Origin of the sequence: Cellulomonas sp. NPDC057328 (genome assembly GCF_042667215.1) — a bacterium.
Classification (GTDB): domain Bacteria; phylum Actinomycetota; class Actinomycetes; order Actinomycetales; family Cellulomonadaceae; genus Cellulomonas.
In genome coordinates this window covers 41460-65850 of sequence record NZ_JBHUZW010000001.1, presented here as the reverse complement: position 1 = coordinate 65850, position 24391 = coordinate 41460, and the positions used below count along the sequence as shown (strand labels likewise).

The window sequence follows — 24391 nt, the reverse complement described above, 5'->3', positions numbered from 1 at the left end:
AGACGGGCGCCAGCATTCCGTTCGACGGAGATGGGGTGAGGTGGGTGGACGGCGTCGGTGGTTCAGGCGAAGCGGCGCAGGCGGAGGCTGTTCGTCACGACGAGGACCGACGAGAACGCCATGGCGGCGCCCGCGATCATCGGGTTGAGCAGGCCCAGCGCTGCCAGCGGGATCGCGGCGACGTTGTAGGCGAACGCCCAGAACAGGTTCTGCCGGATGACGCGCAGCGTGCGCCGCGCGAGCCGGACCGCCTGCGGGGCCGACGCCAGGTCGCCGCGGACGAGCGTCAGGTCGGCCGCCTCGATCGCGACGTCCGTGCCCGTGCCCATCGCGAGGCCGAGGTCGGCCGTCGCGAGCGCCGCGGCGTCGTTGACGCCGTCGCCGACCATCGCGACGCGTGCGCCGCCGGCCTGCAGCCGCTCGACGACCTCGACCTTCTGGTCCGGCAGCACCTGCGCGATCACGTCGTCCGCGGCGATGCCGACCTCGCGGGCCGCCGCCAGCGCGGCGCCCCGGTTGTCGCCCGTGAGCAGGACCGGCCGCAGGCCCAGCGCGCGCAGCTCGCGCACCGCGTCGGCGGACGTGGATCGCACCGGGTCGCGCAGCACGAGCACGCCGCGCGCGGCGCCGTCCCACGCGGCGACGACGGCGGTCGCACCGTCCGCCTCCGCGGCGGCGACGGCGTCGGCGGCCGCCGACGTGTCGACGCCCTGCTCGCCGAGCCAGCCGAGCCGGCCGACGAGCACCCGCCGGGCCAGGCCGAGGCCGGAGTGCGCCGTCCGGACGACCCCCTCGACGCCGCCGCCGGCCGCGGCGCGGAAGTCGCGGACCTCGTCGGCGCCGATCGCGACGCCGTCGGCACCGACGCCGGGACCGGCGGCCGGCGCGACCGTGCCGTCGGTCGTGCCCGTGGGCGTGCCCACGGCCGGCTCCGCGGCCTGCGCCGCCTCGGCGACCGCCCGCGCGATCGGGTGCTCCGCCCGGGACTCGACCGCCCCGGCCAGCCGCAGCACCTCGGTGCGGTCGGCGCCGGCGACGGGCAGCACGTCGACGAGCGCCATGCGCCCGGCCGTCACCGTGCCGGTCTTGTCGAGCACGACGGTGTCGACGGCCCGCGTCTCCTCGAGGATCTCCGGGCCCTTGATGAGCACGCCGAGCTGCGCGCCGCGGCCCGTGCCGACCAGCAGCGCCGTCGGCGTCGCGAGCCCGAGGGCGCAGGGGCACGCGATGATCAGCACGGCCACGGCCGCGGTGAACGCCGCCTGCAGGCCGCCGCCGGTGGCCAGCCAGACCCCGAACGTGCCGAGCGCGATGACGATCACCACCGGCACGAACACCGCCGAGACGCGGTCGGCGAGCCGCTGCACGGGCGCCTTGCCGGTCTGCGCGCGGGACACGAGCCGGCCGATCTGCGCCAGCCGCGTCTGCTCGCCGACGCGCGTCGCCCGGACCACGAGGTGGCCCGACGTGTTGACGGTCGCGCCGGTGACCTCGTCGCCGGGGCCGACGTCCACCGGCACGGGCTCGCCCGTGAGCAGCGACGTGTCGACGGCGCTCGTGCCCTCGACGACGACGCCGTCCGTGGCGACCTTCTCGCCCGGGCGGACCGCGAACAGGTCGTCCACGGCGAGGCGCGCGACGGGGACGCGCTCCTCGCGCCGGCGCCCGTCGGGGCCGGTGACGAGCAGCGCCACGTCCTTGGCGCCCAGGTCGAGCAGCGCCCGCAGCGCGTCGCCCGCGCGGCGGCGCGAGCGGTGCTCCGCGTACCGGCCGGCCAGCAGGAACGTCGTGACGACGGCCGCGACCTCGAAGTACAGCTCGGGCATGCCGGGCCCGTGGCCCGCGGCCTGCGCCGGCAGGAGCGTCGGCTCCATGCGCATGCCGAGCTCGCCGGCGCCGCCCAGCAGCAGCGCCCACAGCGACCACGCGGTCGCCGCGACCACGCCGATCGACACGAGCGTGTCCATCGTCGACGCGCGGTGCCGGGCCGCACGCGCGGCGGCCCTGTGGAACGGCCACGCCGCCCACGTCACCACCGGCAGCGCGAGGGCCGCGACCAGCCACTGCCAGCCGCGGAACTGCGTCGCCGGCACCATGCTCAGCACGAGCACCGGCACCGTCAGCACGGTGGCCAGGCGCAGGCGGCGGCGCAGGTCGGTGCCGCGCGCGTCGACCGGGGCGGACGTGTCGTCGTCGGAAAAGCCGTCGATGCCGCCGTGGTCGTGCGCGCCGCGGTGGTGGCCGGCGGCGGGCTCGTCCGGGTCGGGGTGCGTGCCGTGGTGCACGGGAGCCGCGCCGGGGCCGGCGGGGGCGCCCTGGGCGACGGCGGGTGCGGGCGTGCCGCCCGGGGCGCCGGGGTGCCCGTCGGCTCCGTGGCTGCGGGTCTCGCCGGTGCGGGTCGCGTCGGTGTCGGCCTCGTCGGTGCGGGCCTCGTGCGCCGGGGCGTCGCCCCCGACCGTGCCCGTGCCGCCCGTGCCGCCCGTGCGCCGCGCGTCGTAGCCGGCCGAGCGCACGGCCGCGACGAGCGCGTCGACCGTCGGCGCCGGTGCGTCGGGGCCCGGGTCGGACAGCTCGACGTGCGCGCTCTCGAGCGCGAGGTTGACGGTCGCGCGGGCGCCCGGCACGCGGTTCAGCTTCTTCTCGACGCGCGCGACGCAGGACGCGCACGTCATCCCCTCGACGGCCAGGTCGACGGTCGCGACGGGGGCCCCGAGGGCCTGCCCCACCGCGGCGTCGTGCGGGCCGCCGGTCCGTGCGGCGCTCACAGCAGCGACCGGGTCGGCGTCACCGCGTACCCGGCCTCCTCGACGGCGGCGGACACCGCGGCGGCGTCCAGGGGCGCGTCCGACGTGACGGTGACGGGCGACGACCCGCCGTTCACCAGGTCGACCTGCACGTCGGTGACGCCGGGCAGCGCGGTGAGCTCGGACGTGACGGACTGCACGCAGTGGCCGCACGTCATGCCGTCGACGCGGAACGTGGTGGTCTGGCTCATGGGTCTCTCCTTCGACGGTGCCGCGGGGTGGCCACGCGGCGGGGTGGTGGGGTCCGGGTGGGGTCAGCTGCGGACGAGGCGGGCGATGGCGTCGGACGCCTCGCGGACCTTCGCGGCGCCGGCCTCGGGCGACTGCCGGGCGGCGTCGACGACGCAGTGCGCCAGGTGGTCCTCGACGAGGCCGATGCTCACGGCCTGCAGCGCCTTGGTCACCGCGGAGATCTGCGTGAGGACGTCGATGCAGTACGTGTCCTCGTCGACCATGCGCGCGATGCCGCGGACCTGGCCCTCGATGCGGCGCAGGCGCTTGAGGTACTCGTCCTTGGCGGGCGTGTACCCGTGGGGCGGGAGGTGCCCCGCGCCGTGCGTGGCGTCGCCGGCCCCGGCCGGTGCGGTCTCGTCCACGGTGGTCTCCTTCGCGCTCGTCTCGCTCACGGTGGTCCCAACACGGTACCCCCCGGGGGTATTCCGTCCGGGGGGACCTCCGTCCCGCGCCGGTGCCGGTGTCCCGGATCGTGGGACGCGTCGGGGATGATCGGTGCCATGCGGGTCTCGGCGAAGGCGGACTATGCGGTGCGGGCGTGCGCGGAGCTGGCGACCCGCCCCGCGGGGGACTCGGTGCCCACGGACGTCCTGGCCGCCGGGCAGGACATCCCGACGAGCTTCCTCGAGCGGATCCTCGGCGACCTGCGCCGCGGCGGCGTCGTGACCAGCGTCCGCGGGCGGTCGGGCGGCTACCAGCTCGCGCGGCCGGCGGCGGAGATCACGCTCGCCGACGTCATCCGCGCCGTCGACGGGCCGCTCGTCACCGTGCGGGACGTCCGGCCGCCGGCGCTCGCGTACGAGGGCTCGGCGCGGGCCCTGCTCGAGGTGTGGGTGGCGCTGCGCGCGTCGGTGCGCGACGTCCTCGACGTCGTCACGCTCGCGGACCTCGTCGCGGGCGACCTGCCCGACGCGGTGCACGCGCTCGCGGCGCGCGAGGACGCCTGGCACAACCCCTGACCGGCCCGTTCGTGCGGCGCGCTCGGCCCGTCCGCGTGACGGGACGAGGCGTCCGGCATGCGGACGACTCTTGAAAGGCGAGCAAGCGGGTCGGAATTATCTGCGGAGTCCGCGGGCGCCACCGGCGTCCCCCGTCCCGACCGACGCGACCGCGCCGGCCGCCTGCCCCAGGTGGTTCCCGTGCCCTCCCTCGTCCTCCTCGCCCTCGTGGGCCTCGCCGCGCAGCTCGTCGACGGCGCCCTCGGCATGGCGTACGGCGTCACGTCCACCACGCTGCTGCTCGCGATCGGCACCAACCCGGCCGCGGCGTCCGCGACCGTGCACCTCGCCGAGATCGGCACGACGCTCGCGTCCGGCGTCTCGCACTGGAAGTTCGGCAACGTCGACTGGCGGGTCGTCCTGCGCGTGGGCGTCCCCGGGGCGGTCGGCGCGTTCGCCGGGGCGACGTTCCTGTCGAACCTGTCGACCGCGTCGGCGGGCCCGGTGATGTCGTTCGTGCTGCTCGCGCTCGGCATCTACCTGCTCGTGCGGTTCACGCTCAAGGGGCTGCGCACCGACCGTCAGGGCCTGCCGCTGCGCAAGCGGTTCCTCACGCCGCTCGGCCTGTTCGCCGGGTTCGTCGACGCGACGGGCGGCGGCGGCTGGGGCCCGGTCGGCACGCCCGCGCTGCTCGCGTCCGGGCGGCTCGAGCCCCGCAAGGTCGTCGGCTCCATCGACACCTCGGAGTTCCTCGTCGCCCTCGCCGCGAGCCTCGGCTTCCTGTTCGCGCTCGGCTCGCAGGGCATCGACTTCGGCATGGTCGCCGCGCTGCTGATCGGCGGCCTCGTCGCGGCGCCGCTCGCCGCGTGGCTGGTCCGGCACGTGCCCGGCCGCGTCCTCGGCTCGGCCGTCGGCGGCGTCATCGTCCTCACCAACACCCGCACGATCATCCGGTCCGACCTGGTCGGCTGGAAGGGCACCTCCGCCGAGGGCCTCACCCTCGCGGCGCTCGCCCTCGTGTGGGTCGCGGCCGTCGTCTGGTCGGTCCGCGCCTACCGCACCGACCTCGCCGCCGAGCGCGCCGCTGCCGACGTCCCCACCGACGACGCCCCGGCCGACCGCACCCCGGTCGCCGGGCCGACCGCCTGACCCACGCGGCTCCTGCCCGACGGCCCGCCGGACGCCGGGTTCCCGCCCGACGGCGTGCCGCACGCCGGGTCCGCGCCCGGCGGCGTGCCACACGCCGGTCCCCGGCCCGACTGCCGGGGACCCCCCGCACGCCGCGACGCCCCTGCCGGACCACCGACGGGGGCGTCGTCGCGCTGGCACGACACCGCCTCGACAGCCCCGGCCCGACCTCTCCCGCCGGCTCCGACCCACCCTTCTCGCCGAGTTCGCCGGTCCGACACCCACATCGCCTCCCCGAACCGGCGACCTCCCCACCGAACCGGCGAACTCGCCGGGTCCTCGGTCGGCGGCCGGCCCAGCCACCTGCCGCGGCGCGCCGACCTCGTCACGTATGCGTCGACCCCGTCACGGAGGACCGACGAGGTCGACGCAGAACTGACGAGCTCGCGAGCACGCGGACGGCGCTCGCGCCGGCCCCGGCGTCGCCGGTCCTCCGGTACGCCGAGGTCACCGCGCGCCCATCGTCGAGGTCGCCGGTGCGACGGCGAGGTCGTCTGCTGCACCCGGCGACCTCACCGCCGGACCGGCGAACTCGCGGTCGTCGGTCGGCCGGAGCCGGCCCAACCACCTGCCGCGGCGCGCCGACCTCGTCACGTGTGCGTCGACCTCGTCACGGAACACCGACGAGGTCGACGCAGAAGTGACGAGCTCGCGAGCACGCGTACCGGGCTCCAGGACGCTCCGCCGTCGCTCGATCCGCCGGCGTCGCCGCACGCTCCATCGCCGAGGTCGCCGGTGCGACGTCGAGGTCGCCTGCTCGGACCGGCGACCTCACCGCGGAACCGGCGAAGTCGGCGGCCGTCGGTCGGCGGAGCCAGCCTGGCCACCTGCCCCGGCGCGCCGACCTCGTCACGTGTGCCTCGACCTCGTCACGGAGGACCGACGAGGTCGACGCAGAGCTGACGAGCTCGCGAGCACGCGGACGGAGTTCGCGCCGGCCCCGGCGTCGCCGGTTCTCCGGTACGCCGAGGTCACCGCGCGCCCATCGCCGAGGTCGCCGGTGCGACGTCGAGGTCGTCTGCCGGACCCGGCGACCTCACCGCCGAACCGGCGAACTCGCGGTCGTCGGTCGGCCGGGACCGACCAGCCACCTGCCCCGGCACGCCGACCTCGTCACGTGTGCGCCGAGCTCGGCGGGTGGCGGACGGGACGGAACCGGGCGCGCCCGCTCATCGCGGATGCCGAGCTCGTCACGTGTGCGTCGACCTCGTCACGCACGGGTGACGAGGTCGACGTGGGACTGACGGGCTCGCGGGCGCGGCGCCCCGCCGTCAGGCCGGGGGAGCCGCCTCCGCCGCCGCGCGGGCCGCCGCGGGCAGCGCCGAGACGATGCGGTCGAGCGCGGCCTCGTCGTGCGCGGCCGAGACGAACCACGCCTCGAACGCCGACGGGGGCGCGTACACGCCCGCGTCGAGCAGCGCGTGGAAGAACGGGGCGTACCGCCAGTGCTCGCTCGCCTGCACGGTGGCGTAGTCGCGGGCGCCCTCGGCGGCGGCCTGCTCGCCGAACACGACGCTGAACAGGTTGCCCGCCCACTGCAGCGCGTGCGGCACGCCCGCCTCGGCGAGCGCGCCGGTCACGGCGCGGCGCAGGTACGTCGACGCCGCGTCGACGTGCGCGTACACGTCGGCGTCGGCCAGGCGCAGCGTGGCGAGGCCCGCCGCGGTCGCGACGGGGTTACCGGACAGCGTGCCCGCCTGGTAGACGGGTCCGAGCGGCGCGAGCAGGTCCATGACGTCCGCGCGCCCAGCGACGGCGGCGACGGGCAGCCCGCCGCCGACGACCTTGCCGAACATCAGCAGGTCGGGCGACCAGCCCTCCGCGCGGCCCTCGAGCCCCCACCAGCCGCCGGGGCCGACCCGGAACCCGGTGAGCACCTCGTCCTGCACGAGCAGCGCGCCGTGCTCGGACGTGATGCGGCGCAGGCCGGCGTTGAAGCCGGGCAGCGGCGGGACGACGCCCATGTTCGCGGGCGCGGCCTCGGTCAACACGGCGGCGATCGTGTCGCCGTGCTCGGCGAACGCCGCCTCGACGGCCTCGAGGTCGTTGTACGGCAGGACGATCGTCTCGGCGGCCGTGGCCGCGGTGACGCCCGCGGACCCGGGCAGCGCGAGCGTCGCGACGCCCGACCCGGCGGCCGCCAGCAGCGCGTCGACGTGCCCGTGGTAGCAGCCGGCGAACTTCACGACCTTGTCGCGCCCGGTGAACCCGCGCGCCAGCCGCACGGCGGTCATGGCGGCCTCGGTGCCGGTCGAGACGAGCCGGACGCGCTCGGCGGCCGGGACGCGGCGGCGGATCTCGTCGACGAGCTCGACCTCGGTCGTCGTCGGGGCGCCGAACCCGAGGCCGCGCGCGGCGGCCTCCTGCACGGCGGCGACGACCTCGGGGTGCGCGTGCCCCAGCAGCGCCGGGCCCCACGACATGACGAGGTCGACGTGCTCGCGCCCGTCGACGTCGACGAGGTACGGCCCGTGCGCCGACGCGACGAACCGCGGCGTGCCGCCGACCGACCCGAACGCGCGGACGGGCGAGTTCACGCCACCGGGGATGACGGCCTGCGCGTGCGCGAACGCGTCGTCGCTCGTGCGCTCCCAGCCGTCGGCGGGGGCGTCGGCGGCGTCGTCGGCGGGTGCCGCGTCGTGGGGCGCCGGGTAGTCGTTCGGCTCGTCGGTCGCGGGCTCGTGCTCGAGCTGCGTCATCACCGCTCCTCCGCCAGCCAGCCGGCCAGCTCCGTCGCCCAGTAGGTCAGGACAGCATCGGCACCCGCGCGCGTGATGCTGAGCACGGACTCCGTGATCGCACCCCGACGAGTGATCCACCCGTTCGCCGCCGCGGCCTCGATCATCGCGTACTCGCCGGACACCTGGTACGCCCACACCGGCACCGACGACGTCGCGGCCACGTCGGCCAGCACGTCGAGGTACGACATCGCGGGCTTCACCATGACGACGTCCGCGCCCTCGTCGACGTCGATCGCGACCTCGCGCAGCGCCTCGCGCCGGTTGGCGGCGTCCATCTGGTAGGTCCGGCGGTCGCCCGACAGCTGCGACTCCACGGCCTCGCGGAAGGGCCCGTAGAACGCCGACGCGTACTTCGCGGCGTACGCGAGCACCGACACGTCGGTGTGGCCGGCGGCGTCGAGGGCGTCGCGGACGACGCCGGTCTGCCCGTCCATCATCCCGGACAGCCCCACGAGGTGGGCGCCCGCGTCTGCCTGGGCGACGGCCATCCGCGCGTAGCGGTCGAGCGTCGCGTCGTTGTCGACCGTGCCCGCGGGCGTGAGCACGCCGCAGTGGCCGTGGTCGGTGAACTCGTCGAGGCACAGGTCGGCCTGGACGACGAGCGCGTCCCCGACCTCGGCGACGACGTCGGCGATGGCGACGTTGAGGACGCCCTGCGGGTCGGTGGCCTGCGACCCGACGGCGTCGCGCACCTGCGGGATGCCGAAGAGCATGATGCCGCCGACGCCGGCCTGCGCCGCCTCGGCCGCCGCGCGCCGCAGCGAGTCGCGCGTGTGCTGCTGCACACCCGGCATGGACGTGATCTCGCGCGGCCCGGTCAGCCCCTCGCGGACGAACGCGGGCAGCACCAGGTCGGCCGGGTGCAGGCGGGTCTGCGCGACGAGGCGGCGCATCGCGGTGGTGCGGCGCAGGCGTCGCGGGCGGTGACGCCCGGCGGTGTACCCGCCGGCGGCGGTGGGGTCCGCCGTGGCGGGGCCGGGTGCGGCGGGGCCAGGGGCGGCGGGGCCGGGGGTGACGAGTTCGGTCACGGCGTGTCCTCCGGGTGGGTGGGGGAGGGGGTGGGTCCGGGTGCGGACGGGCCGACGACGCCGGCGAGGGCGGCGACGAGCCCGAACAGGGTCTGCTCGGCGGCGACGGCGTCGACCCGTAGGCCGAGGCGCACGGCCTCGGCCTCGGTGCTCGGGCCGATCACGGCGACGCGGGTGCCGGCGGGCGGCGGGCCGAGGCGGTCGACGAGCGCGCGGACGGTGCTCGCGGACGTCAGCAGGACGGCGTCGACGTCGCCCGACGCCCATGCCCGCGCCACCGCGGGGTCCGGCGGGCCCGCCGGGACCGTGCGGTAGACGACCGGGTCGTCGACGGACCACCCGGCGGCGGCGAGGCCGTCGGCGAGCGTGGCGGCGGCGAGGTCGCCGCGCGGGAAGAGCACGCGGCCCGCGGCGGCGTGCCCGTCGGGGTTCGTCGCACCGGCGGGGAGGGCGGGCCACGCGGCGACGAGGTCGACGGCCGTGGACCGCACCGGTGGCACGACGTCGACGCGGACGCCGACCGCCTCGAGGGCGCGGCGCGTGCCGGGCCCCACCGCCGCCACGCGGGCGGCGCCGCGTGCGACGACCTCGGCGAGGCCGTCGTCGGTCGCGGCGGCCCGGTCCGCGAGCACCGCGACGGCCGCCTGGCTGGTGACGGCCAGCCAGCCGTACCAGCCGGCGCCGAGCGCGAGCAGGGCGTCGTCGAGGACGGTCGCGTCCTCGACGGGGACGGTGCGGACGAGCGGGACGACGACCGGCTCGGCGCCCGCGGCGCGCAGCGCGATCGCGGCCGGGCTGGGGGCGGTGTCGCCGGGCGCGTCGAGCGGCGGGCGGGGGACGAGGACGCGCAGACCGGCGAGCGGGCCGGCGTCCGTGCCGCGGCCCGGCGGGACCGTCGTCACGAGGTGACGCCCAGCGGCGCCAGGTCGCCTGCGCCGGCGGCGAGCAGCTCCTCCGCCAGCGCCCGGCCGAGCGCGCGGGCGTCGTCGTCGTCCCGCGCCGGCCCGCTGGTGCGCCGGCGCAGGGACCGCGTGCCGTCGACGGCGACGACCGTGGCGTCGAGCGTCAGGACGCCGTCCTCGTCGAGCTCCGCCCACGCCCCGATCGGCGCGGCGCAGCCCGCCTCGAGCCGGGCGAGCACCGCGCGCTCCGCGACCACGGCGCGGCGCGTCGGGGCGTCGTCGAGCGCGCGCAGGGCCTGCGCGAGCGGGGTGTCGCCGGTCGCGTCGGCGGCGCGGACCTCGACGGCGAGCGCCCCCTGGCCCGGCGCGGGCAGCAGGACGTCGGGCGCGAAGAGCTCGGTCGCGGCGTCGAGCCGGCCGAGGCGGGCGAGCCCGGCGGCCGCCAGGACGACCGCGTCGAGGTCGCCGACGGGCGAGCCGGCGCCGGTCACGACGGGCGTGGCGGTCGGTGCGGGTGCGGCGCCCTCGACGGGGACGGCGCCGCGCACGCGCCGAAGCCGGGTGTCGACGTTGCCGCGGATGTCGACGACCTCGAGGTCGGGGCGCTGGGCCCGCAGCTGCGCGGCGCGGCGCGGCGAGCCGGTGCCGACGTGCGCGCCGGCGGGCAGCTCGGCGAGCGTGAGGCCGTCGCGCGCGCAGAGGGCGTCGCGGGGGTCCTGGCGCACGGGCATCGCGGCGACGGTCAGGCCGTCGGCGTCGCCGGTCGGCAGGTCCTTGAGGGAGTGCACGGCGACGTCGCAGCGGTCGTCGAGGAGCGCGTCGCGCAGCGCGGTGACGAAGACGCCGGTGCCGCCGAGCGTGGCGAGCGGCGCGGAGACCCGGTCGCCCTCGGTGCGCACGCGCACCGTCTCGACCGTGAGGTCGGCCAGCGCGGCGAGGGCGTCGGCGACGTGGCCGGTCTGGGTGAGGGCGAGCACGCTCGCACGGGTACCGACACGGACGTGCTGGGGCATGGCCCCAGTCTCGACCCGCGGCGCGGTGATGTCGAAGCCGCGGGCGCCCGTGGTGCGCGTTCTCACAATTTCCGCGGCGGCGTGATGACAATTCGTCAGGTCCGCGTCACACGCGCCGGCGACCCATTCTGACAATGCGTCAGGTCGCCGTCACACCGGGTACGGAAATGGTAAGGCTCGCCTTTCCTCGGATCAATTGTGGGCGGGGTCGTCCGGAGCGTCGGACGTCGCGGCGAGCAGCGTCGCCGCGGCCGCACGCGCGTCCGGCACGACCGACGCGAGCCCCGTCCCGGCCGCCCACGCGCCGCACACGGCCACGCCCGGCAGCCCCGCGACCGCCGCACGCACGGCCGCCACCGCCGCCCGGTGGGCCGCGCTCGGTCGGGGCAGCGACTGCGTCCAGCGGACCACCGCGTGCCCGGCCAGCGCGTCGGCGGCCAGCGGCACGCCGAGCAGGGTCGACGCGTCGGCGAGCGCGACGTCGAGCAGCGCGTCCGCCGGCGGGACGCCGTCGGCGCCGCCCGCGCCGCCCGCACCGGACGCCGGCGCGCGCCCGAACGACAGCCGCACCACGTGCCGGCCCGCGGGCGCCGTGCGCGCCAGCCAGCCCCACTTCGCGGTCGCGTGGGTGAGGGCCTTGGCCGTGACGTCCGTGACGCCCGGGCCGACGAGCACGCCGGTGCCGCGCGGCGCGGCGTCGAGCGCCGGCGCGTCGAGCACGAGCGTGACGAGCGTGACCGGCACCCCGTCGTCCGTGGCGACCGACGCGAGGTCCGCCGCGCCGAGGCCCGCGAGCAGCGCCGGCGCCTGCGGCGTGGCCAGCAGCACGCGCGGCGCGCGCAGCTCACCGGCGGCGGTCGCGGGCGCCGCCGTCGTCCCGGCCGCCTCGGTCCGCACGACGAGCGTCCCGTCCGCGTCCCTGACCAGCGACGTCGCGCGCGTGCGCGTGAGGACGACGCCGCCGTGCCCGGTGACGTCCGCGACGAGCGCGTCGACGAGCCGGTGGATCCCGCCGCGCAGCCCCTGCACCGCGCTGCCCGCCGGTGCCGACGCGCGCAGCGCCCGCACGCCGCGCGCGAGCGAGCCCCCGGCGTCCGCCCGTGCGGCGGCCAGGCCCGGTGCGACGGTGTCGGTCGCGAGGTCGTCGGGGTCGGCCGCGTGCACGCCGCCCACGACCGGGTGGACGAGCCGGTCGGCCACCGCGTCGCCCATCCGCGCCCGCACCAGCGCCCCGAACGTCGTCGCGCGCGCGCCCACCCGCGCCGGCAGGACGAGGTCCAGCGCGGCGCGCAGCGCGCCGCGCGTGCCGAGCGTGCGGCGCACGTCGCCGGCCAGCGGGTGCGCGGGCACGCCGAGCAGCCCGGTGCGCGGCAGCGGACCGTCGCCGCTGGTCAGGTGCACCCAGGCGCCGCGCGGCTCGGGCGTCACGACGTCGTCGCGCAGGCCGAGCTCGTCGAGCAGCGTCGCCACCGCGCCGCCGCGGGTCGCGAAGGACTCGGCGCCCGCGTCGAGCCGCAGGCCCGCGACGTCGTGCCCGCGCACCGCGCCGCCCGGTGCGTCGCGGCCGTCGACGAGCACGACACGGCGCCCGGCCCGGACCAGGTCACGGGCGGCGACGAGGCCCGCGACGCCGGCGCCGACGACGACGACGTCCCAGGCCTCGCCGGCGCTCACAGCGAGTGGACCAGCTCGACGACGCGCGTCAGGACGGTCGGGTCGGTCTCCGGCGGCACGCCGTGGCCGAGGTTGACGACGTGCCCCGGCGCGGACCGGCCGCGCTCGACCACGTCGCGCACGTGCGCCTCGAGGACGTCCCACGGCGCGCCCAGCAGCGCCGGGTCGACGTTGCCCTGCAGCGGCGTCGTCCCGCCGAGCCGCCGCGACGCCTCGTCGAGCGGGACTCGGTAGTCGACGCCCATGACGTCGGCGCCCGCGTCGCGCATCGCGACCAGCAGCTCGCCCGTCGCGACGCCGAAGTGCACCGCCGGCACGCCCAGCGACCGGACCAGCGCCAGGACCTGCGCGGACGCCGGCGCGCAGTGCGCCTGGTAGTCCGCGAGCGACAGCGCACCCGCCCACGAGTCGAACACCTGCCCGGCGCTCGCGCCCGCGCGCACCTGCGCCTCGAGGAACGCGCCCGTGACCTCCGCCGTCCAGTCCATGAGGGCCGTCCACGTGGCCGGGTCGGCGTGCATGAGGCGACGCGCGGCCAGGTGGTCGCGCGACGGGCCGCCCTCGACGAGGTACGCGGCGAGCGTGAACGGCGCGCCCGCGAAGCCGACGAGCGGCGTGCTGCCGAGCGCCGCGACCGTCCGCTCCACGCCGGCCGTGACGGGCGCCAGGCGCTCGGGCGTCAGCGGGCCGAGGTCGCGCAGGCGGGCGACGTCGTCCGCCGTCCGCACCGGCGACCCCATGACCGGGCCCACGCCCGACCTGATCTCGACGTCCACCCCGACCAGCTTGAGCGGCACGACGATGTCCGAGAAGAAGACGGCCGCGTCGACCCCGTGCCGGCGCACCGGCTGCAGGGTGATCTCGGCCGCGAGGTCCGGGTCGAGGCAGGAGTCGAGCATCGGGATGCCGGCGCGCACCTCGCGGTACTCGGGCAGCGAACGGCCGGCCTGACGCATGAACCACACCGGCAGCCGCTCGGGGCGGCGACCGGAATACGCCGTCACCAGCGGCGAATCGGTGGTGCGCCCGTCGACGAGCGGATGGTGTGCTGAAAGACTCACGCCACCGATTGTGCCGGACATTTCTCGGGATGATTGAATCGAGCACGTGGTGCTGCTGTCCCTCGTCGCGAGCCACCACGACCTCGACCTGACCGTCCTGGAGCGCCTGCAGTCCGACGTCCACGTGGTCGGCAAGGACCTCGTGGCCGCGACCCCCGCCGTCACCGGTGCCGTCGTGCTCGCGACGTGCAACCGGTTCGAGCTGTACCTGGACGTCGACGACGTCGCCCACACCCCCAGCGCCCGGCGCGCCGTCGCCGACGCCGTCGCGGCCCGCTCCGGCTACGCACCCGAGCAGGTCGCCGAGCACCTGCGCCCCCTCACCGGCACCGACGCGAGCGAGCACCTCTTCGCCGTGGCGTCCGGGCTCGAGTCGATGGTCGTGGGGGAGCGGGAGATCGCCGGGCAGGTGCGTCGCGCGCTCACCAGCGCGCGGCAGGACGGCACCACGACGTCGACCCTCGAGGCCCTGTTCCAGGCGGCCTCGCGCGCGTCGCGGTCCGTGGAGACCGCCACCGGGCTCGGCGCCACCGGGCGATCGGTCGTCGGCGTCGCGCTGGACCTCGCCGAGCGGACCCTGCCCGGCGTCGACGGGTCCGCCGACTGGGCCGCCGTGCGGTGCGTGCTCGTCGGCACCGGCTCGTACGCCGGCGCGAGCCTCGCCGCCCTCAAGGCCCGCGGCGTCCGCGACGTGCGCGTGTACTCGCCCAGCGGCCGCGCCGGACCGTTCGCCGCCGCCCGCGGCGTGCGTGCGCTGCCCGCCGGCGCCGACCTGCTCGCCGAGCTGCGCGACGTCGACCTCGTCGTCGCGTGCAGCGGCGCCGCCGGTGCCGTGCTCGGCGTCGACGCCCTCGCGGCCGCGCGCCGCGGCGAGGCGCGCCCGCTGACGGTCGTCGACCTGGCCCTGCGCCACGACGTCGACCCGGACGTCCGGTCGCTGCCCGGCGTCGCGCTCGTGTCGCTGCAGTCCGTCGCCGAGCACGCCCCCGCCGAGCACGCCGCGCTCGACCAGGCCCGTGCGCTTGTCGAGCGGGCCGCCGAGGAGTTCGAGGCCGACCGCCGCGTCCGCGACTGGGACCCCGCCGTCGTCGCCGAGCGCACGCGCGTCCTCGGCGCCCTCGAGACGGCCCTCGCCGCGGTCCCCGAGGACGGGCGCGACGAGCGCCGCGCCCGGTCGCTGCGCCGCAAGGTCCGCGCGCAGCTGCACGCCCCGACGGTCGCCGCCCGAGCGGCCGCCCGCGCCGGCGACGCCGCCGCGTACGCCGCCGCCCTGGCGGAGCTCGCGGCCGTCGACGTCCCGGACGTCACCCCGGCCACCACCCGCGGCTGACGCGAGCGGTCGATACCGGCGACCGCTCGCGGGCGGCGGACCGGCCGCCGCGGCACTGCCACCCGCGGCACCCGCCGGCTGCCGCAGCGCTGTCACCCACGGACCCGCCGGCTGCCGCAGCGCTGCCACCCGCGGCACCCGCCGGCTGCCGCAGCGCTGCCACCCGCGGCACCCGCCGGCTGCCGCCGCCGTGCCCCGGTCGCTGCACCGCCACCGTCGCTGCGCCGCCGTCGCTGCGCCGCCGAACCGGCCGTTGCGCAGCGATCCGCCGCCGTGGTGCTGCACAACGGCCGGGTCCTGGACCGGACGGCGGCCGATCCGGTGGTCCGGCGGCGACGCCCACCGGAGTCGCACGTCACGCCGAATCGTCCGGGCGGCAGGTCGAACCGGTCGTCGTGCAGGCGTCGGTCGTCTGGGCCTGCGCAACGGCCGGGTCGCGTGCCGGTGGGCTGCCGAGCCGGTCGTCGTGCAGGCCTCGGCGGCCGCCGTGCCGCGCAAGGGCCGGGTCGCGGGGGTTGGGCCGGCGAGCCGGTCGTTGTGCAGGCCTCGGCGGCCATCGTGCTGCGCAAGGGCCGGGTCGCGGGGGTTGGGCGGTCGAACCGGTCGTTGTGCAGGCGTCGGTCGTCACGGTGCTGCGCAAGGGCCGGGTCGTGTGCGGTGGGGCGGCGAACCGGTCGTTGTGCAGGCGTCGCCTGTCACCGTGCCGCGCAACGGCCGGGTTGCGTGGGGGACGTCGGACCGGTCGTTGTGCAGGGGTCGGCTTCCACCCTGTTGCCCAACGACCGGGTCGCGCGCGCGTGGCCGGCGCGCTGCGGAGGGCCGGTTCGTGCGTCCGGGGCCGGCGGCGCGACCGCATCCGGTGACGGCCGCGCCCGTCCGGTGCGCTGGCAAGAAAAAGCGCACCGGGCCTGGTCGGGGGGGAGGACCAGGCCCGGTGCGGTTCCGGGGTCAGCGCCCGTGAGGGCCTGACGTCGGTACGGGCGCTGGTGAAGCGCTGTCCGTACCGGTGCTCGTCGATCCTAGGGGATCAGAGCGTGGGATGGGAGAGTTTCCACACATTCGTCCAGATCGACGTGTCGCTGGGGGACTGCCGGGTCAGGAGTGCGCCCAGTGCCGCTGCTGCGCGGCCGGGCCGGGCGCCCACGTGTGCGGGACGACCTGGTTGGTCTGGATGTCGGTGAGCTCGGCGGCGTAGACGATCGCCTCGTACACGCCGGCCTCGACGCGTTCGAGGTGCAGGCGCTCGGCGCGCTCGATGTCGTCACCCAGGTGCGAGATGCGCGCGACGACGTACCGCTGCGCGTCCTGCCACTGGTCGACGACGCGCACCGACAGCCCGTTCCAGCGGGCGGTCAGGTCGAGCTCGAACAGCTCGGTGACGTCCTCGCGGGCGACGCGGCGGTACCAGCGACCCGACGGCGACTGGTGGAAGCCCGTCTCGGCGAGCGGGGGGTTCGCCAGCGCGAGCACGACCGTGTGCCCGCCGTCGACGACGTCCGCCTCGAGGTACGCGCCGTGCCACTTGGCGACGGGCCCGACGCAGCGGGACAGCGACGCGAGAGCCGCCCGCGGGGCGCCGAGCTGCGTGACGGTCCAGCCGGTGCCGACGTCGCCGTAGCGCGCGAGCAGCGTCGACGAGCCGTCGTCGTGCACGCGGATGAGCTCGGCGCCCGGGGGGATGCGGGAGTGGCGGAGCCACCACAGCGGGACGATGTAGCCGGGCACGTCGCGGTACTGGAGCTGCGGCGACGACTCGAACCGCAGGATGTCGATGTACCGGTCGTAGGGGCTGAACGGTGAGCCCGGGTAGCCCAGGCCGTGCACCTCGAACAGCTGAGCCGGGGTGGTGGCGAACGCGACGTCCTCGGCGCGGACCACGTAGCCGGCGATGCGGTCGTGGCCCTGCGTGAGGTGCGCCTGGGTGAGCGCGGGCGTGATCGCCTTCTGCATCAGAGTCACGGGCGGGCTTCCTTGCCGTATCGGACGGAGGGGGAGGATTCCGACGGACGCGACGATTCTGACCCGCAACAGGGCACATGTCCAGGTTTGAGCGGGTCCGATCGGTACCGCTCCCACAGATGAGCACCCGTTTACGCCGTCCGGGTGAGGCGAACGGGGGATGAAACGGGCGTGCCGTGACAGTCCGGACGGGCTACTGGTCCAGGTGGGCGACGAGCTCGGTCGCCAGACCGGTGTACGTGCCGGGGGTGAGCGCGGCGAGGCGCTCGGCGACGTCGGCGGGCAGCCCGAGACCCGCGACGAAGGTCCGCATGTCGTCGGCCGTGAGGCGACGGCCGCGCGTCAGCTCCTTGAGCCGCTCGTACGGGTTCTCCATGCCCTCGACGCCGGCGACGGACGCCGCGCGCATCGCCGACTGCACCGCCTCGCCGAGGACCTCCCAGTTCTCGTCGAGCTCGTGTGCCAGCAGTGCCTCGTCGACGGCCAGCGCGCGCAGGCCGCGGCGCACGTTGTCGATCGCGAGCAGCGAGTGCCCGAACGCGGGACCGATGTTGCGCTGCGTGGTGGAGTCGGTGAGGTCGCGCTGCAGCCGGCTCGTGACGAGCGTCGAGGCGAGCGTGTCGAGCAGCGCGGACGAGAGCTCCAAGTTCGCCTCGGCGTTCTCGAAGCGGATCGGGTTGATTTTGTGCGGCATCGTCGAGCTGCCCGTGGCGCCCGCGACGGGGATCTGCGTGAAGACGCCCCGGCTGATGTACGTCCACACGTCCGTGGCGAGGTTGTGGAGCACGCGGTTGAAGCGTGCGACGTCGGCGTAGAGCTCGGCCTGCCAGTCGTGCGACTCGATCTGCGTGGTCAGGGGGTTCCAGGTGAGGCCGAGGTGCTCGACGAACGTGCGCGACACCATCTGCCAGTCGGCGTCCGGCACGGCCGCGAGGTGCGCGCCGTACGTGCCGGTCGCGCCGTTGAGCTTGCCGAGGAACTCGTCGGCCTCGATTCGGCGCAGCTGGCGGCGCAGGCGGTGCGCGAGCACCGCGAGCTCCTTGCCGAGCGTCGTCGGGGTCGCCGGCTGGCCGTGCGTGAGGGCGAGCATCGCGTGGCCGGCGTGCTCGGCGGCCATGGCCGCGACCTCGTCGACGAGCGCGACGGCCGCGGGGAACCACACCTCGCGCACCGCGCCGCGGACCATCAGCGCGTAGGAGAGGTTGTTGACGTCCTCGCTCGTGAGTGCGAAGTGCACGAGCTCGTTGACCTGCGCCAGGACGGTGTCGGGCCGCAGGGCCTCGGGCGCGGCGGCGATGCGGCGCTTGAGGAAGTACTCGACGGCCTTCACGTCGTGCACGGTGGTGCGCTCGATCTCGGCCAGCTCGGCGATCTCGGCCGCGCCGAACGTCGCCACGACGTCCCGCAGGTACTCCTGCTCGTCGACCGCGAGCTCCGGCGCGCCCGGCACCACGCCGTGGTCGGTCAGGTGGATGACCCACTCGACCTCGACCTCGATGCGCGCGCGGTTGAGCGCCGCCTCCGACAGGTGGTCCACCAGCGGCGCCACGGCCGGGCGGTAGCGCCCGTCGAGCGGTCCGAGGGCGATCGACGGGGTGACGTCGGCGAGGCGGACGCGCGCGGAGGCGTCGACGGGCGAGGTCATGGGAGGAAGTCTCCCAGAGCGCAGGGGGCGGACGTGACGGACGTCCACAAGGTCACCGCGCCGGGCGCCAGGAGGTGCGGTCCGCGGTCAGCGACGGACCTCGAGCTTGCCGACGACCGCGACCTCGAGCGCCGGCAGTGCATCCAGCACGTCGGCGTTGACGCACGGGGCGTTCGTGACGATGCGCATGTCGCGCAGCCGCGGCAGCAGTGCCAGCGGCGCCAGGTCGACCGGACCGTCGAACCGGCGCGGATGGCGCGCGGACAGGAAGAGCCTCTCGAGCGAGGCGAGACGCTGGACGCCGTCGAGGGGCCCGATGGCGCACTCCATCACGGCGAGCTGCCGCAGCGCCGGGAGCCGGTCCGCACCTGCGAAGGAGAAGGGCTTCTCCCCAGCGGCGCGGTCCAGCGACAGCTGCAGGTCGCGCAGGTGCGGCAGACCGGCGACCTCGTCGAGCGACGGGATCGGCGCCTGCTCGAGCGTGAGTGCCTCGAGCCCTGTCAGCGCGGTGAGTGGGCCGTCGAGGTGCCGCCGCGCGGCGGCCAGCTGCCGCAGGGAGGTGAGGGTCGACGGGTCGAGCGGGGCCGAGAGCCGTTGAGCGGGATGCACGTCGAGCCGCTGCACGTGGGCGAGAGCCTCGGCGGGGAGGTGTGGCACGGTCCCGCGGGCGGCGACGACCAGGACGAGCGGCGCGAGGTCGACGAGCCAGTCCAGCCCGCGGTGGGTGCGGTCCCAGCAGGTGCTCTCCAGCCAGGCCGCGCGCACGCCACGCGCACGCAGGTACTCGATGTCGGCGTCCTTCGGCGGCTGCTCGAACCGCACCCCGGGGACCGTGCTGCCGTCGGGGACGCCGAAGGGCGAGATCGTCATCCGTCGCCGTGGTGCCACCGCTCGGTCCGGGACGGCGCCGACGGCGGGTCCGGGTCGAGCGCCCACCTCGGCCACGGGCACGGCCGGCCCCGCCGGGGGGCCGTCGTCGGCCCCGCGCCCGTACCGCGCCCACAGGCGCGGGAAGCGTGACGGCAGGGCCGCGACCTGCTCATCCGTGAGCGGCTCGGGTCCGGGGCCGAGGTCGGGTTCGTCGCCGAGGTCGGCGTCGCGGTCGTCCAGGACCTCCTCGGCGACGTAGGACCACTCCTCGGCGTGCTCGAGCTGGTCGTCGAGGTGCTCGGCGTCCGCGAGGCGGTCGGGGTCGGCCAGCACCGCCGCGTACGTCTCGCGGCCCCGGCTGACCAGCCAGGTGCACAGGTCCAGGAAGCCGTCGTCGCTGTCACCGCCCAGCAGCAGGGCGGCGGCCGACAGCTCGGACGTGGCAGCCCGGGCCGCGAACCGCTCGACGTGCCGGTGGAAGCGCCGCACCGCGCCGGTGGGCAGGGGCGCGAGCTGGGCGCGGAGCCCCTCGGCGGGGGTGGTGCCGTGGTCGCGCGCGTGCTCGTCCGCCGCCGCGACGACCTGCCAGAACTCGCCGACCCTCATGACGCACGAGGCTAGGCCGCCCGCCGCTGTGGCCGGGCGCGCCGCACGGGTGCCACCATCGGCGCATGACCGAGCGGGAGGTGGGGTCGGGGCGGGTCCCGGGGGCGCAGCGGCGGCCCGACGTGCGCCGGCTGCGCGCCGCCGTGCGGGCGCTGGACCTGGTGGCGCTCGGGGACGACGCCCCCGCGGACGAGTACGACGACGTCGCCGACCGCGCCCTGTCGGTCCTCGCGCGCACCGGCGACCCGGGGGCCGCCGTCGGTGCGGTGCGGCGGTACCTCGCACGCGTGTGGGGGGTGGGGCTGGACGACACGGGCGCGGACCGCCTGCACGCGCTCCTGCGCGACGTCGCCGGGACCACGCTCGTGCAGGACGCCGGCCGCGCGGGCGAGTCGGGGTTCGCCGCGCGGCACCCCGGCCTGGACCGCGCCCTCGACGCTCTGGCCGTAGCGGTCGGGGACGACCACCACGGGCCATGGGACGACGAGCACGACCGGCACGCCCTGTACGCGGCGGCACTCCGCCAGGGACGCGGCGCTGCGGTGCGGTCGTGCCTCGCGGGCGAGCCGGACCCGCACGTCGCCACCTCCGTCGTGCTGACGGCGCTGGACGACGCGCCCGACGGCGAGCTGGACGACTGGGCCCGCGCGGCCCTCCTCGACCCGCGGGGGCTCGTCGCCGCCCGCGTCGCCGAGCTGCGCTCGGCGCGTGCCCTGGCGGCCGGCCTGCCGATCGCGCCGGCTGCGGTGGCCGCGTGGACCGACTCCCTGCAGCGGCGGCTCGCCGGCACGTCCGAACGCCCCGACGTTCTCGAGGTGCTCGTGCGGGACGGACGCACGCGGCGGGTCCGCGGTCTCGCGCAGCACCGTCTCGCGCAGGTGCGTCGGGGGCGCGCGGCGGGTGAGGGAGGACGACGGGTGGACGCGGCGACGGGGCGGGAGGCGTGAGGCGGGCGGGGGTGGCGAGGGGCGGCGACGGCGCGTGGACGGACCGCACACGTCCGCGGGGCCGGTCGGTCCCGTGCTGAGCCTGCGCGCGTCGTTGCTGACGTACCTCTCCTACGACGCCTCGGGCTGGTGCATCGACCGCCTCACCTGCGGATGGCCCACGGCGGTGCGGGACGCGCAGATCAGGGCCCTCGTCGCGGCGGTGGGGGAGGCGGCGGGGCAGGGCATCCTCCTCGCGCTCGTCCCGCGCGCCGGGCTGCGCCTGCGCCACCACGCGGGGGAGCCGCTGCCGGTCGGGGACACCCGTGCTGTCGGGACGGTGCTCCGCGGGGGGCGCACCCCGGTGATCCTGGCGGCGACCGTCGAGGGGGAGAACCAGGTGGACCTGGCGATGGCGTCGGCGGACGCCCGTCGTGCCGCGGCGGCGTTCCCGGACCCCGGCTATGCGCCGGCAGGGCTCGAGGGCTCGGCGTCCCTGTGGCCGAACCGCCTGGCGCGGGACGTCGGCGACCGCCTCCGCGCCTGTGCCGCGGTCGACGCCGCGCCGCTCGACGTGCACGGCGTGCACGACCGGTGGGTCGCACGGCGACGGGAGCTCTACCCGGACGACCCGGAGGTGCTCGGCGAGCTGACGCTCGTGGACGTGCTCGCGGGCCTGCTCTGGTCCGACGACCGGCCGGGGCTCGCCGGCTGGCTCCGCGCCGTCACGGGGCGCGGCCTGGAGCTGCCGCTCGGGGGCGCGTCCGCGTGGACGCACGACACGCTGGGCGGGCTCGACCTGTGGATGCCGGTGGCGGAGATCGCGCCGTGACCAGCGGCGGGGGCGCCCCGGGTGGGCGGCCTGCGCAGGGGGCGACGACGTCCCCGTGGTCGACGGCCACTCCCTCGGCTCTCCGGGCGTCAGCCTCTCGTCCCGTCCGGGGCGCGCCTCGTCGCGCTCGTCGTGGCCCTGCTCGACGGTCGTGCGCACCCGTGCTCTCGCCGAGGCCGGCGCGGGTCGTGTCGGGCCTCACGAACATGCAGCAGGCCGTGCTCCGCCGGGGCGGGCTCGTCAAGAACGACAAGGGGAAGAAGTACTGATGTCTGCCCGACCGGACGCCGAGGCACTCCTCCGCGAGGAGCTCACGGACCCGGGCACCGACGACGCGCGGATCCCCTACGCCGCGATGGAGCTGACGTCCGTCGTGGCGGACCAGACGGCTCACGAGGCGTACCTCATGGACCTCGCGCGGTCGGCGGAACGGCCCGTGGTCCGGGTGATGGCCGCCGAGTGCCTGGGGCAGCTCGTGCGGGAGCGTCGCCGCCTGACGACCGACCGCGTGCCCCTCCTCCTGTGCGACCTGCTGCACGACGACGACCTGGTGGTGCGGGACAGCGCCGCTGCGGCACTGGAGGAGATCCGGTTCTGGCTGTCGTCGAAGCGGCGCCAGGCACCGGTTCCCCTCGACTCCCTGCCGGTCGAGCGGCGCGGTGCCTATCTCGACGTGGGCGGTGCGCGCGTGTGGATCGGCGGTCCTGAGGACCCAGGGGTGCGACGCGTGCGGCGGCTCCTCGGGGACGGGGTGCCCCTCACCCGAGGGCTGGCGGTGGCGGTGACGACCGCTCTCGCGACGTCGGGGACCGCGGTCCCGGGGGCGGTCCACGTCCACGTCGCAGGCACGCGCGGTCTGCCGTGGTGGCGGTGGGTGTTCGACGAGGCGGACGTGCCCGGACTGACGTTCCGTCCACCGGGAACCGGCCGCATCGCCGCTCCGCGCGTCGCGGTCCGGCGGGTCAAGAGCCTCCTGGCGGGCGCTCCCGGGGAGCGGGCGACGGTGCTGGTGGCGGTGAGCGTCGGTCCCGACCGGGGTCGCGACGGCAGTCCACGTGCGCCCCGCCTGCCCGGTGCTCCGGCGGCTGCGTGAGCCAGGGGCGCGGGTGGACGGTCAGCCGATCCGTCGAGAGTCGTCGAGCAGCCGCGCGACGCGCCGGTCCACGGTCGTCCACGCCGCCTCGCCGACGCCGGGGTGGGCCGCGCGGTCCAGCGCGTCGAGCGCGGCGGCGAGCCGGTCCAGCGTGCCGTGCACCGTGCGTCGCGCCAGGCGCGGAGGCACCCCCCACGCGGTGGCCTCCGCGACGAGGTGCTGCGCCCCGAGCGTCGCCATCGCGCGCTCCCCGTCGACGTCCATGGCGAAGCGCGTGTCGGCGTGCGCGTGGTGGGTGTGCGGGGAGACGTCGTACGCGGGGGCGAGCCGATGGGAGCCGTCGGCGAGGTGCAGGACCGAGAGGTTCTTGGCGTGGGCGTCGGTGTTGCCGATCGCCAGGTTGAAGGTCGTCAGGGCGAGCAGGTCGCGCAGCGGGACGCCGAGCCGGTCGAGCCGGGTGGCGATCTCGCGCAGCGACGGCAGGCGCCGCCCGTACTGGAACTTGCGGTCGGGGTCGGAGGTGTCCAGGCCGAGCAGCTGGGCGGTGTCCTCCTGGTGGACCCGGTCGACCCGGTCGGGCGCGAGGACGCGGTCGTAGCGACGTACGACGAGCGCGCGCCGTCCCGCGAAGTCCCGGTGGTCGGCCTCGACGTCGCCGAGGCCGCACGCGCGTGCGAGCACGAGCGCGGCCTCCTCCGTGTCCGTGAGGTCGGCGGACCGCGAGCCGGCGGGTCGCGCCAGCTTGAGGATGTGCGTCGACGGCAGGCGAGGGGTCGGCTGCGCGAGCCCGCCGGGCACCGCCGTCAGGACGATCTTCGACTCCAGCCCGGTGATGGAGGTCGGCTGGTCGGCGGTCCCGGACTCGGCCGCCTCGTCGAGCAGCGCACCGATCGACTCCTCGGCGAGGAGGCGCGCCGGGGTGTCGGGGCGGTCCGGTGCCGTGCCCTCGGGCACGAGCGTGACGGCGCCGGCGGTGTCCCGGCCGTACACCGCGAGGAACCCGACGACGTCGTCGGGGGCGACGCCGGCGCGGGACGCGAGATGGCTGCGCGCCCGCCCCTCGGGCATGAGCCCGCGCAGCCACGCGGACGCGGCCGCCGACGCGGGCGGCCGGTCGGAGAGGGGCAGCAGGCCGGAGAGCACCGAGGCGCCGCGGCCCCACCGGGCGAGCGCCTCGCCGGTGAACCGGAGGCGGACGCGCTCGTCGCGGTCACGTTCGACGCGGGCGACGAGGGTGCCGTAGAGCCACGCGTCGAGTGCCTGCACGCTCACCGGGCGTGGACCTCCATGCGCACGTCGAGCAGGCGCAGCAGGCCGAACAGGCGCCGGGTGTAGAGGGTCGGGGTGCCCGCCTCGATCTGGTAGACGTAGCGCCGGTCGATGCCGAGCTCGTCGGCCAGCTCCTCCTGGGACAGGCCGCGACTCTCGCGCACGTGGCGGAGGAACGCGCCGAGCTCGGCTGCGCTGTGCACGGACGCCCAGGTCGTCTCCGGTGGTGTGGCCATGACCGCCTCTCGTGCGCGGATATCGACCCACGCGATCGATGT

Annotated in this window: 20 protein-coding genes; 6 read left to right on the top strand and 14 right to left on the bottom strand. The window is 76.8% G+C overall.

Annotated elements, in window-relative coordinates; genetic code table 11:
• Positions 1 to 62 precede the first annotated feature (62 nt).
• From ACFUMH_RS00295 to ACFUMH_RS00285, 3 genes are all read right to left on the bottom strand, one after another.
• Positions 63 to 2687, bottom strand: a complete 2625-nt coding sequence (locus ACFUMH_RS00295) for a heavy metal translocating P-type ATPase (RefSeq protein WP_378198755.1) — start codon at positions 2685 to 2687, stop codon at positions 63 to 65.
• A gap of 74 nt (positions 2688 to 2761) precedes the next feature.
• The gene (locus ACFUMH_RS00290) at positions 2762 to 2995 is read right to left on the bottom strand and encodes a heavy-metal-associated domain-containing protein (RefSeq protein ID WP_378198540.1); all 234 of its coding nucleotides are present in this window, start codon (positions 2993 to 2995) and stop codon (positions 2762 to 2764) included.
• A gap of 63 nt (positions 2996 to 3058) precedes the next feature.
• On the bottom strand, positions 3059 to 3400 hold the full coding sequence (locus ACFUMH_RS00285) for a metal-sensitive transcriptional regulator (protein ID WP_378198752.1): 342 nt from the start codon (positions 3398 to 3400) through the stop codon (positions 3059 to 3061).
• 138 nt (positions 3401 to 3538) lie between these two features.
• On the opposite strand from ACFUMH_RS00285, the gene ACFUMH_RS00280 reads away from it, so the two are divergent.
• Together ACFUMH_RS00280 and ACFUMH_RS00275 are read left to right on the top strand one after the other, a co-directional pair.
• Complete coding sequence (locus ACFUMH_RS00280; RefSeq protein WP_378198537.1) at positions 3539 to 3997, top strand: RrF2 family transcriptional regulator; 459 nt, start codon at positions 3539 to 3541, stop codon at positions 3995 to 3997.
• A 180-nt stretch (positions 3998 to 4177) separates the two neighbouring features.
• Complete coding sequence (locus ACFUMH_RS00275) at positions 4178 to 5125, top strand: sulfite exporter TauE/SafE family protein (RefSeq protein ID WP_378198534.1); 948 nt, start codon at positions 4178 to 4180, stop codon at positions 5123 to 5125.
• 1310 nt (positions 5126 to 6435) lie between these two features.
• On the opposite strand, the gene hemL is transcribed toward ACFUMH_RS00275, so the two are convergent.
• The 6 genes from hemL to hemE form a co-directional block, all read right to left on the bottom strand.
• Positions 6436 to 7863, bottom strand: coding sequence for a glutamate-1-semialdehyde 2,1-aminomutase (gene hemL, locus ACFUMH_RS00270; RefSeq protein WP_378198531.1), 1428 nt, complete (start codon positions 7861 to 7863; stop codon positions 6436 to 6438).
• On the bottom strand, positions 7863 to 8933 hold the full coding sequence (gene hemB, locus ACFUMH_RS00265; protein WP_378198528.1) for a porphobilinogen synthase: 1071 nt from the start codon (positions 8931 to 8933) through the stop codon (positions 7863 to 7865). Before hemB ends, hemL begins: the two co-directional genes overlap by 1 nt.
• A complete protein-coding gene (locus ACFUMH_RS00260; protein WP_378198525.1) occupies positions 8930 to 9835 on the bottom strand; it encodes a uroporphyrinogen-III synthase in 906 nt (301 codons plus the stop codon). The genes hemB and ACFUMH_RS00260 overlap by 4 nt, the downstream gene beginning before the upstream one ends.
• Complete coding sequence (gene hemC, locus ACFUMH_RS00255) at positions 9832 to 10848, bottom strand: hydroxymethylbilane synthase (RefSeq protein ID WP_378198522.1); 1017 nt, start codon at positions 10846 to 10848, stop codon at positions 9832 to 9834. The genes ACFUMH_RS00260 and hemC overlap by 4 nt, the downstream gene beginning before the upstream one ends.
• A 192-nt stretch (positions 10849 to 11040) precedes the next feature.
• Positions 11041 to 12522, bottom strand: coding sequence for a protoporphyrinogen/coproporphyrinogen oxidase (locus ACFUMH_RS00250; RefSeq protein ID WP_378198519.1), 1482 nt, complete (start codon positions 12520 to 12522; stop codon positions 11041 to 11043).
• Positions 12519 to 13604: a uroporphyrinogen decarboxylase gene (gene hemE / locus ACFUMH_RS00245; protein ID WP_378198516.1), complete on the bottom strand. Its 1086-nt coding sequence runs from the start codon at positions 13602 to 13604 to the stop codon at positions 12519 to 12521. The genes ACFUMH_RS00250 and hemE overlap by 4 nt, the downstream gene beginning before the upstream one ends.
• A 25-nt stretch (positions 13605 to 13629) precedes the next feature.
• Between hemE and ACFUMH_RS00240 the strand changes: the two genes are divergently transcribed.
• Complete coding sequence (locus ACFUMH_RS00240) at positions 13630 to 14913, top strand: glutamyl-tRNA reductase (RefSeq protein ID WP_378198513.1); 1284 nt, start codon at positions 13630 to 13632, stop codon at positions 14911 to 14913.
• A 1095-nt stretch (positions 14914 to 16008) separates the two neighbouring features.
• On the opposite strand, the gene ACFUMH_RS00235 is transcribed toward ACFUMH_RS00240, so the two are convergent.
• The 3 genes from ACFUMH_RS00235 to ACFUMH_RS00225 form a co-directional block, all read right to left on the bottom strand.
• The gene (locus ACFUMH_RS00235; RefSeq protein ID WP_378198749.1) at positions 16009 to 16863 is read right to left on the bottom strand and encodes a hypothetical protein; all 855 of its coding nucleotides are present in this window, start codon (positions 16861 to 16863) and stop codon (positions 16009 to 16011) included.
• Between the two features lie 202 nt (positions 16864 to 17065).
• Positions 17066 to 18517 (bottom strand): adenylosuccinate lyase, encoded by a 1452-nt coding sequence (gene purB / locus ACFUMH_RS00230; RefSeq protein ID WP_378198510.1) that lies wholly within the window; start codon positions 18515 to 18517, stop codon positions 17066 to 17068.
• An 87-nt stretch (positions 18518 to 18604) separates the two neighbouring features.
• A complete protein-coding gene (locus tag ACFUMH_RS00225; RefSeq protein WP_378198507.1) occupies positions 18605 to 19993 on the bottom strand; it encodes a DUF4240 domain-containing protein in 1389 nt (462 codons plus the stop codon).
• Positions 19994 to 20058: 65 nt separating this feature from the next.
• Here ACFUMH_RS00225 and ACFUMH_RS00220 point away from each other — a divergent pair, with 65 nt between their 5' ends.
• From ACFUMH_RS00220 to ACFUMH_RS00210, 3 genes are all read left to right on the top strand, one after another.
• A complete protein-coding gene (locus ACFUMH_RS00220) occupies positions 20059 to 20940 on the top strand; it encodes a hypothetical protein (protein ID WP_378198503.1) in 882 nt (293 codons plus the stop codon).
• A gap of 34 nt (positions 20941 to 20974) precedes the next feature.
• Positions 20975 to 21751: a hypothetical protein gene (locus tag ACFUMH_RS00215; RefSeq protein WP_378198500.1), complete on the top strand. Its 777-nt coding sequence runs from the start codon at positions 20975 to 20977 to the stop codon at positions 21749 to 21751.
• 268 nt (positions 21752 to 22019) lie between these two features.
• Positions 22020 to 22844 carry a hypothetical protein gene (locus tag ACFUMH_RS00210; RefSeq protein WP_378198497.1) on the top strand — a complete coding sequence of 275 codons (825 nt, stop codon included), beginning with the start codon at positions 22020 to 22022 and terminating at the stop codon, positions 22842 to 22844.
• 21 nt (positions 22845 to 22865) lie between these two features.
• Here the strand turns inward: ACFUMH_RS00210 and ACFUMH_RS00205 are convergent, their stop codons facing one another.
• Entirely contained in the window at positions 22866 to 24116 is a 1251-nt protein-coding gene (locus ACFUMH_RS00205) for a HipA domain-containing protein (protein WP_378198494.1), read from the bottom strand.
• Entirely contained in the window at positions 24113 to 24349 is a 237-nt protein-coding gene (locus tag ACFUMH_RS00200; RefSeq protein WP_378198491.1) for a helix-turn-helix transcriptional regulator, read from the bottom strand. The genes ACFUMH_RS00205 and ACFUMH_RS00200 overlap by 4 nt, the downstream gene beginning before the upstream one ends.
• Positions 24350 to 24391: the final 42 nt, after the last annotated feature.

Coding starts and splice junctions, on each gene's coding strand:
- ACFUMH_RS00290 (WP_378198540.1), bottom strand. CDS start 2,995: ATGAGCCAGACCACCACGTTCCGCGTCGACGGCATGACGTGCGGCCAC.
- hemL (WP_378198531.1), bottom strand. CDS start 7,863: ATGACGCAGCTCGAGCACGAGCCCGCGACCGACGAGCCGAACGACTAC.
- ACFUMH_RS00200 (WP_378198491.1), bottom strand. CDS start 24,349: ATGGCCACACCACCGGAGACGACCTGGGCGTCCGTGCACAGCGCAGCC.
- ACFUMH_RS00280 (WP_378198537.1), top strand. CDS start 3,539: ATGCGGGTCTCGGCGAAGGCGGACTATGCGGTGCGGGCGTGCGCGGAG.
- ACFUMH_RS00220 (WP_378198503.1), top strand. CDS start 20,059: ATGACCGAGCGGGAGGTGGGGTCGGGGCGGGTCCCGGGGGCGCAGCGG.
- ACFUMH_RS00235 (WP_378198749.1), bottom strand. CDS start 16,863: ATGCAGAAGGCGATCACGCCCGCGCTCACCCAGGCGCACCTCACGCAG.
- purB (WP_378198510.1), bottom strand. CDS start 18,517: ATGACCTCGCCCGTCGACGCCTCCGCGCGCGTCCGCCTCGCCGACGTC.
- hemE (WP_378198516.1), bottom strand. CDS start 13,604: ATGTCCGGCACAATCGGTGGCGTGAGTCTTTCAGCACACCATCCGCTC.
- hemC (WP_378198522.1), bottom strand. CDS start 10,848: ATGCCCCAGCACGTCCGTGTCGGTACCCGTGCGAGCGTGCTCGCCCTC.
- ACFUMH_RS00225 (WP_378198507.1), bottom strand. CDS start 19,993: ATGAGGGTCGGCGAGTTCTGGCAGGTCGTCGCGGCGGCGGACGAGCAC.
- ACFUMH_RS00210 (WP_378198497.1), top strand. CDS start 22,020: ATGTCTGCCCGACCGGACGCCGAGGCACTCCTCCGCGAGGAGCTCACG.